The sequence below is a fragment of the Halochromatium sp. genome (genome assembly GCF_054919635.1).
The window spans coordinates 1-7,740 of sequence record NZ_JBUDPI010000165.1 but is presented as its reverse complement, the minus strand read 5'-3'; the positions used below and the strand labels follow the sequence as shown (position 1 = coordinate 7,740).

The window sequence follows — 7,740 nt, the reverse complement described above, 5'->3', positions numbered from 1 at the left end:
CTGGGTCTCCCGTTCCCGGTCCAGGCAGCCGATCGCGCTGGTGCCGCTGAGCCCGGCCCGAGCCACCGCGACCGACCGGCCTTGCTTCGTTGCCTCGAGATGGCCGGCAAGCTCCAGCAGCACAACGAGAAGCTGTTTCGGGCCATCGAGCGCACGGAAAAGAAGCTTATCCGCATGGCCGAGCAGGCAGCCTGGGCCGAGGAACGGGCCTACATGCGCTTAGAGATCCGGCGCGACAACAGGGCCTCGCAGGCGCTGTTCGAGGCCGTAGGCTATCGGCGCTTTGGGGTGCTCTCGGACTACTATGCCGATCACATGGAGGCGCTGCGCTACCAGAGGCGGCTGTCGCCTGATTGTAAGCCTGCGCTGAGGCAGGTGCCGTTCTACGAGCAGACGCTCGACTTTACCTGCGGGCCATCGTCGCTGATGATGGCGATGCAGGCGCTGCGCCCTGAGATCGAGCTGACGCGCACGCTGGAGCTACGCATCTGGCGTGAGTCCACCACCATCTTCATGACCTCCGGCCATGGAGGCTGTGGTCCCTTGGGGCTGGCGCTGGCCGCCAATGCGCGGGGCTTCGTCGCCGAGGTCTTTGTCAATGATCCCCACGTGCCCTTGATCGATTCGGTGCGCAGCCCGGAGAAGAAGGAGGTGATGCGCTTGGTGCATGAGGACATGAGTGCCGAGGCCGAGCGCCGCGGCATCCCCGTGCATCAGGGCACGCTCGGCATCGATTCGCTGCAGCTGCGCTGCGAGGCCGGAGCGGTACCTTTGGTGCTGATCAGCTCTTACCGCATCTATCGGGAGCGCTTTCCACATTGGGTCGTGATCACCGGTTTCGATGCACATTTCGTCTATTGTCACGATCCTTACGTCGATGATGAGAACGGAGAGACCAGCTTGGATTCGATCCATATGCCGATCCGTCGCCATGACTTCAGCCAGATGGCTCGCTACGGCCGGGCTGGGCTGCAGGCGGTGGTGTTGATCTCGCTGCCGGCGGCCGCGGGGCCGAGATGAGCGCAGGCTCGCATGTTCGCGCTGTGACCACTGTGACCGCTGCGCGCGCTGGCGTTCGCGGCCGTCTGAGATAGGCCATGGGCATCGCCGAAAGCGTCGCTGAAGCGCCCGTGGATGCTGACAGAACGCCCGTGGGGTTGAGGGCTACACATGGCTGAGCATCTGCTGCTGGTCGAGCACCCGGCGGACTGGAAGCCGGGCTTTCCGCGTCTGCCGGTGGTCACGGCGCGTGACTATCTGGCGGGCGGCGAGCTGGCCTCGAAACGTAACCTACGCGTCATCAACCTCTGCCGCAGCTATCGGTATCTATCGGTGGGCTACTACTGCTCGCTGCTGGCCGAGGCGCGTGGGCATAAGGTCATCCCGACCGTGCGCACCATCCAGGAGCTCTCCAGTCGCGCGCTCTACAGCCTCGCCACCGAGGAGCTGGATGCGCTGGTGCCGCGGCTGCTCGGCCGACGCAAGGCCTCGGCGCTGGCACCAACCGCCTATGAGCTGACCATCTGCTTCGGTCAGTGCGACGTCAAGGAGCTGCAGCCGCTCGCGCGCGAGATCTTCGAGACCTTCCGCTGTCCGATCCTGCGCGTCGAATTCCGCCATCAGGGCAGTTGGCGCATCGGTGCCGTCAAGGCGCTGCCGTTGGCGGCGGTACCCGCTGAGGGCGAAGCGCCTTTGTTTACCGCGCTCGAGGGCTATCTCTCGCGACGCTGGCGCCAGCCGCGGGCGCGGCTCTCGTATCGCTACGATCTGGCCGTGCTTTACGATCCCAACGAGGAGTTGCCGCCGTCCGATAGCAAGGCCCTGCAGCGTCTGATCAAGGCCGGCAAGACGCTAGGGGTCAATGTCGAGCTGATCCAGCGCAAGGACTATAGTCGACTGGCCGAATACGACGCCCTGTTCATCCGCGAGACCACGCGCATCGGTCATCACACCTTCCATTTTGCCAAGAAGGCCGACAGTGAGGGGATGGTGGTCATCGATGACCCCGATTCGATCCTGCGCTGCACCAACAAGGTCTACCTGGCTGAGCTGCTCGCCGCGCATCGTATCCCGCGTCCCAAGACCCTGGTGCTACGCAAGGAGACCCTGCTCGAGGCGGAGGCGCAGATCGGCTATCCGGTCGTGCTCAAGATCCCGGAAGGCTCCTTCTCCCGTGGGGTGTTCCGGGCCGAGGAGCGTGCGGGGCTGACCCGAATCGCGACCCGGCTGTTCAAGCAATCGGACCTGATCCTGGCTCAGGAGTACCTCTATACCCCGTTCGACTGGCGCATCGGCGTGCTCGGACGCCAGCCGCTCTATGCCTGCAAGTACTTGATGAGTCGCGACCACTGGCAGATCGTCAAGCATGAGAGCGATGGCCGCCACGAGCAGGGCGGGTTCGAGACCTTGCCGGTCGAGATGGTGCCGGCGCTGGTGCTGAGAACCGCGCTGAAGGCCGCGGACCTGATCGGCGACGGGCTCTATGGGGTCGATCTCAAGGAGACGCCGAGCGGCCCGGTGGTGATCGAGGTCAACGATAATCCGAGCCTTGATGCGGATGTCGAGGATCTGGTGCTGGGTGAGCAGCTCTACACACGCATCATTGGTGAGCTCGTCGCTCGGCTCGATCGACGCCGCAGTCGGCGCGGCTAGATGGCTGCCGCTTCCGGCTCAGGTAGATGGCTGCCGCTTCCGGCTCAGGTAGATGGCTGCTGCTTCCGGCTCCGGTGAATGACCGCGACTCCAATCCCTCGGCCATTTGCACGCTGGGCAAGCGCTGTGCGCCGGCCGGCGAGCGGTCAATCGCCCGTTGCGACAGCCGGTTTAGGTGCCCTGAATGCGATCATAGAAACGCGCGCGATAGAGCAGCCGGGGCACGGTGCCATCGCTGAAGCCAGTGCGCGTGTGCAGCACATTGTTGCTGATCAGGCCCCAGCTGGCTTCCAGCCGGCCCTGCAGGTGCCAGGCCGTTGGTTGCTCCAGGAGGGCTTTCAGTCGAGCGATGGCCTCGCGAGTCAGGGGATCATCGCGCCAGACGATGTTGCGCGCTCGGTTGGTGTAGCGCATGTGCAGTTGGCCATCGGCGCGGACCGAAAAGACCGGCCCTGAGCGGTCGGGGCGGACCTGCTCGCCATCGACATAGCTCGCCGGGATGGTCATGCATTCAGGGTGCATGAGCGCGCGGATCGCTTCGGGTGATTGATCGCGCAGCAGGATGTAGGCGATCTCATGATCGAGCAGATCGTTGGCGCCGCCTTGCTCTGCGGGGTGGACGCAGTGCAGGAGCAGACTGTCGATACGCTGCTCGGGTTCGTTGTAGTAGCCGTCGGTGTGCCAGGCGATCGGACGGTTTGAGTAGGGGATGTAGTCGCGGTGCCGGGCGTCGGTCTGCACGGTCAGCGAGGTGATGGCGTCATCATCGGCGCCGCGGTTATGATCGAGTCGCTGCAGGCCAAAGGCGGCGCCGAGCTGGGTAGGAATGCCCTTGTCCGGATCGTCGCCGGTCTTGCCGACATAGATCGCCATGTTCGCGCCTCGGCAGCGCTCCAGGATGGCTTGATGCTCGGCCTCGGTGAGCTGGCGTGGGTCGTCGATCTCGACGACCAGCTCCTCGAGCCGGGTCGGTGCGTCATTGAGCTTGCGCTCACGCCAACGCTGATAGGCGCTGTCGTCGGCCAGATCAAAGGGGGATTGCGGCATGCTTGTGGGTTCCGGTGACTCAGGGGGCGGGGATTGTCTCACGAAGAGTAGGGTTTCGGCGGGGCCTAGTGCCCTAGAAGAGACCTAGTACAGATCGGGCTCTCCAGATAGACTCGACCCCCTTATGAGCTCGTCAGGTCCTAATCCTGTTCCTTCGCTGAGCGTCGATTCTGTTCCACCGGCCTGGCCAATCACCCTTGGGCCGGTCAGGGGCTGGATTCGATGCTGGCCTGGCGTGCTTGTCGCTCTGTTCGCGCTGCTCTCGGGGACCCAGCCACTGATGGCTGATCAGGATGCCGGAGGGAGCTACAACCTGCTGCTGAAGGCCCCGATCAACGACGACTGGTTCTTGATCTCACGCTCGAATCTGGCCTCGCGCAACAACTTCGACGATACCTTCTTGGCCTATACCGGGCTCGGGATTGGCTATCAGCTGACCCCAAGCTTCAGTCTTCGCCTGGGCTACCGCCGCGCCTGGTTTCGCTTCACCGACGACTGGCAGCCGGAGAACCGCGGCTATCTTGAGGGCTACTTGGCCACGCGTGTGAGCGGCTTCCGCTTCACCAACCGGGCGCGTATCGAGGCTCGATACTTCGACTGGCGCAGCGACGATGTGCGCCTGCGCAACGAGATCACGCTCGAGGCGCCCTGGGAGCTGACCCCATTGCGTCTCAAGCCCTACCTCGAGGAAGAGGTCTTCTACAGCACCCGAAACGACTGGATCGAGGCCAACTGGCTTGGCGGAGGGCTGGCTTGGCGTCCGGCGAAAGGCGTCAAGCTCAAGCTGGGCTATCGTTGGAATCGCTTCCGGGCCGGCGATGACTGGGCCAACCGGAATGTGTTGGTCACCGGCATCAATGTCTTCTTCTGAAGCTGTTCTGCAGGCAAAGGTCAGGCGCGGGTTTGAAAATAGCCTATGGCGAGTCAGGAGATGGCTCCGTGGGCCACTGTGCGAACAGGTCGCGAAGGAGGGGGCTGCGGATCAAGTAGGCGATTATCGCCAGGTTGAGCAGTCCTGTGATCAGGGTGGCCTCGTTCAGGGTCGTGGTGAGCGGTCGCGTTGAGGCGATCAGATGAGCACCGAAGAGCAACAGATAGAGCGCTGCCGAGGCCAGGAGCAGGCCGCGACCGATGCGCCAAAGCTGCGGCATCCACCGCGGTGACCGGGGACGGCGGCGAACGCCAACCAAGAGCACCGGCAGCGCGAGCAGATCAGCGAGTAGGTACTCGGGCCGGATCAACTCGCGCAGGACGGTGATCTCCTCGCCAGTCGTCGGCAGGAAGGTGATGCCGAGCAGGAGCAGATGGCGAACCAGGAAGACCAGGCAGAGCCAAAGTGTGACCGGTACCCGGAGACAGAGATGGTCATCATAGCGTTCCGGTTGGTATTTCAACGACATCCGTTGATGGTCCTGAGTCTCTCGAGCATTGCGCTGAGTGCGGCGTTTGCTGCTACCAACCTCGTGCCAGCAGCGGTTTGAGGAATTGCCCAGTATAGGATCTCTCGCAAGCGGCGATCTGCTCCGGGGTGCCGGTGGCGATGATCTGTCCACCCTTGTCACCACCCTCGGGGCCGAGATCGATGATCCAGTCGGCGGTCTTGATCACATCCAGGTTGTGCTCGATCACGACGACGGTGTTGCCGGCATCGCGCAGCCAGTGCAGCACCTGCAACAGATGCTTGACGTCCTCGAAATGCAGTCCGGTGGTGGGCTCGTCGAGGATGTAGAGGGTGCGTCCGGTGCCACGCTTGGACAATTCGCGGCTGAGCTTGACGCGTTGCGCCTCACCGCCGGAGAGGGTGGTCGCGGCCTGGCCTAGGCGCAGGTAGCCGAGGCCAACGTCTTCCAAGGTCTTGAGCTTGCGACGGAGCACCTGGACCGGGCCGAAGAAGGTGAGGGCGTCTTCAACGGTGAGGTTGAGCACCTCATCGATGGTCTTGCCCTTGTAGCGGACCTCTAGGGTCTCGCGATTGTAGCGCCGGCCCTGGCAGACATCGCATTGCACATAGACATCGGGCAGGAAGTGCATCTCGACTCGGATCAGTCCATCGCCCTTGCAGGCCTCGCAGCGCCCACCCTTGACGTTGAAGCTGAAGCGTCCGGGGCCATAGCCGCGTGAGCGCGCCTCAGGCACATTGGCGAAGAGGTCGCGGATCAGGTTGAACAGCCCGGTGTAGGTGGCCGGGTTCGAGCGCGGGGTGCGGCCGATCGCGGATTGATCGATGTCGACCACCTTGTCGAATTGCTCCAGACCCTCTATCCCGGCATGCGGCGCAGGGCGCAGCGAGGCATTGTTGAGCAGGCGCGCAGCGAGCGGATAGAGGGTGTCGTTGATAAGGGTCGACTTGCCGGAGCCGGAGACGCCGGTGACCACGCAGAAGGCGCCGATCGGGATTGCGGCATCGATGCCGCGTAGGTTGTTGCCGCTGGCGCCGCGGATGATCAGCGGCTGATCGCCACGGCCAGGCCGGCGCTCGGCTGGGATCTCGATGCGGCGGGTACCGCTGAGATACTGACCGGTCAGCGAGGCGGGCGTGGCGGCGATCGCGTCCGCGGTGCCTTGCGCAACGATCTCGCCGCCGTGGGCACCGGCGCCGGGACCTAAGTCGAGCACATGATCGGCACTGCGGATGGCGTCTTCATCATGCTCGACGACGATCACCGTGTTGCCGAGATCGCGCAGCCGGGTCAGGGTGCCGAGCAGACGCGCGTTGTCGCGCTGATGTAGGCCGATTGAGGGCTCGTCGAGGATGTACATCACGCCGACCAGCCCGGCGCCAATCTGGCTGGCGAGCCGGATGCGTTGCGCCTCACCGCCGGAGAGGCTCTCGGCGCTGCGCGCGAGGGTCAGGTAATCGAGGCCGACGTCGACCAGGAAACGCAGCCGCTGGCGGATCTCCTGGACGATCTTGGTGGCGATCTCGCCGCGGGTGCCACGCAGCTCGAGCGTCTCGAACCAACGCAGCGATTCGCCGACGGGCAGGCTGGAGAGGGCCGGCAGGTTGCGACCATCGATCAGCACCTGCCGGGCGGCCTCATTCAGACGACCGCCGGCACAGCTCGGGCAAGGTCGCGCCGAGATGGTCTTGGCGAGCTCCTCGCGCACCGTCGCCGAGTCGGTCTCGTGGTAGCGGCGCTCCATGTTCGGGATGATGCCCTCAAAGGTCCTGAGCTTGCCGCTGCTGCGCTCGTGCGGGAGCTTCAGTTTGAGCTTCTCCTTGCCGCTGCCGAATAGAACGATTTGCTGTGCCTGCTCGGAGAGGTCGCACCAGGCTGCCTCGAGATCGAAGCCGGCATGCTCGGCGACGCTGGCGAGCATCTGAAAGTAGTAGCCGTTGCGTCGATCCCAGCCTCGGATCGCACCGCCGGCGAGGCTCAGCTCCGGGTGCAACACGACCTTGGCCGGATCGAAGAACTGCTCGACGCCAAGGCCATCGCAGGTGGGGCAGGCGCCGGCCGGGTTGTTGAACGAGAACAGCCGCGGCTCGAGCTCAGCCAGGCTCCAGCCGCAGTGCGGGCAGGCATAGTTGGCGGAAAAGGTGAGTGGTGGGCGCTCGTTGCCGTCGGCGTCCGGGTCCATCCAGGCCACCCGCAGCAGGCCCTTGGAGAGCGCGAGCGCGGTCTCGATCGACTCTGCTAGGCGCAGCTGCAGATCCGGGCGGATACGGAAGCGGTCGACGACTACCTCGATACTGTGCTTGCGCTTGGCGTCGAGCGTTGGCGGGCTATCGAGCTCGCACAGCTGGCCGTCGACACGGGCGCGGACGAAGCCTTGGGCATTGAGCTCGGCGAACAACGATTGTTGATCGCCCTTGCGGTCGACGATGACGGGCGCTAACAGCATCAGCCGCTCGCCCTCGGGCAGCGTCAGGATCTGGTCGACCATCTGGCTGACCGTCTGCGCCGCGAGCGGCTCGGCATGGGTCGGGCAGTGCGGGATGCCGACGCGCGCGAACAGCAGACGCAGGTAGTCAGGGATCTCGGTGATGGTGCCGACGGTCGAGCGCGGATTGTGCGAGGTGGGCTGCTGCTCGATCGA

At 64.4% G+C, this 7,740-nt stretch carries 6 protein-coding genes; 3 read left to right on the top strand and 3 right to left on the bottom strand.

What is annotated here, in order from left to right; genetic code table 11:
• Positions 1-1,020 carry a GNAT family N-acetyltransferase/peptidase C39 family protein gene (locus ACY693_RS11085; RefSeq protein ID WP_462321887.1) on the top strand — a complete coding sequence of 340 codons (1,020 nt, stop codon included), beginning with the start codon at positions 1-3 and terminating at the stop codon, positions 1,018-1,020.
• Positions 1,021-1,170: 150 nt separating this feature from the next.
• Positions 1,171-2,652 (top strand): RimK family protein, encoded by a 1,482-nt coding sequence (locus tag ACY693_RS11080; protein ID WP_462321886.1) that lies wholly within the window; start codon positions 1,171-1,173, stop codon positions 2,650-2,652.
• A 171-nt stretch (positions 2,653-2,823) separates the two neighbouring features.
• Here ACY693_RS11080 and ACY693_RS11075 read toward each other — a convergent pair whose 3' ends face one another.
• Positions 2,824-3,699, bottom strand: coding sequence for a TauD/TfdA family dioxygenase (locus ACY693_RS11075; protein ID WP_462321885.1), 876 nt, complete (start codon positions 3,697-3,699; stop codon positions 2,824-2,826).
• Positions 3,700-3,934: 235 nt separating this feature from the next.
• Between ACY693_RS11075 and ACY693_RS11070 the strand changes: the two genes are divergently transcribed.
• The gene (locus ACY693_RS11070) at positions 3,935-4,570 is read left to right on the top strand and encodes a DUF2490 domain-containing protein (protein ID WP_462321884.1); all 636 of its coding nucleotides are present in this window, start codon (positions 3,935-3,937) and stop codon (positions 4,568-4,570) included.
• A 43-nt stretch (positions 4,571-4,613) separates the two neighbouring features.
• Here the strand turns inward: ACY693_RS11070 and ACY693_RS11065 are convergent, their stop codons facing one another.
• Positions 4,614-5,099, bottom strand: coding sequence for a DUF2919 family protein (locus tag ACY693_RS11065; RefSeq protein ID WP_462321883.1), 486 nt, complete (start codon positions 5,097-5,099; stop codon positions 4,614-4,616).
• 52 nt (positions 5,100-5,151) lie between these two features.
• Positions 5,152-7,740 (bottom strand): excinuclease ABC subunit UvrA (gene uvrA, locus ACY693_RS11060; RefSeq protein ID WP_462321882.1); only part of this gene is annotated, 2,589 nt, incomplete at its 5' end.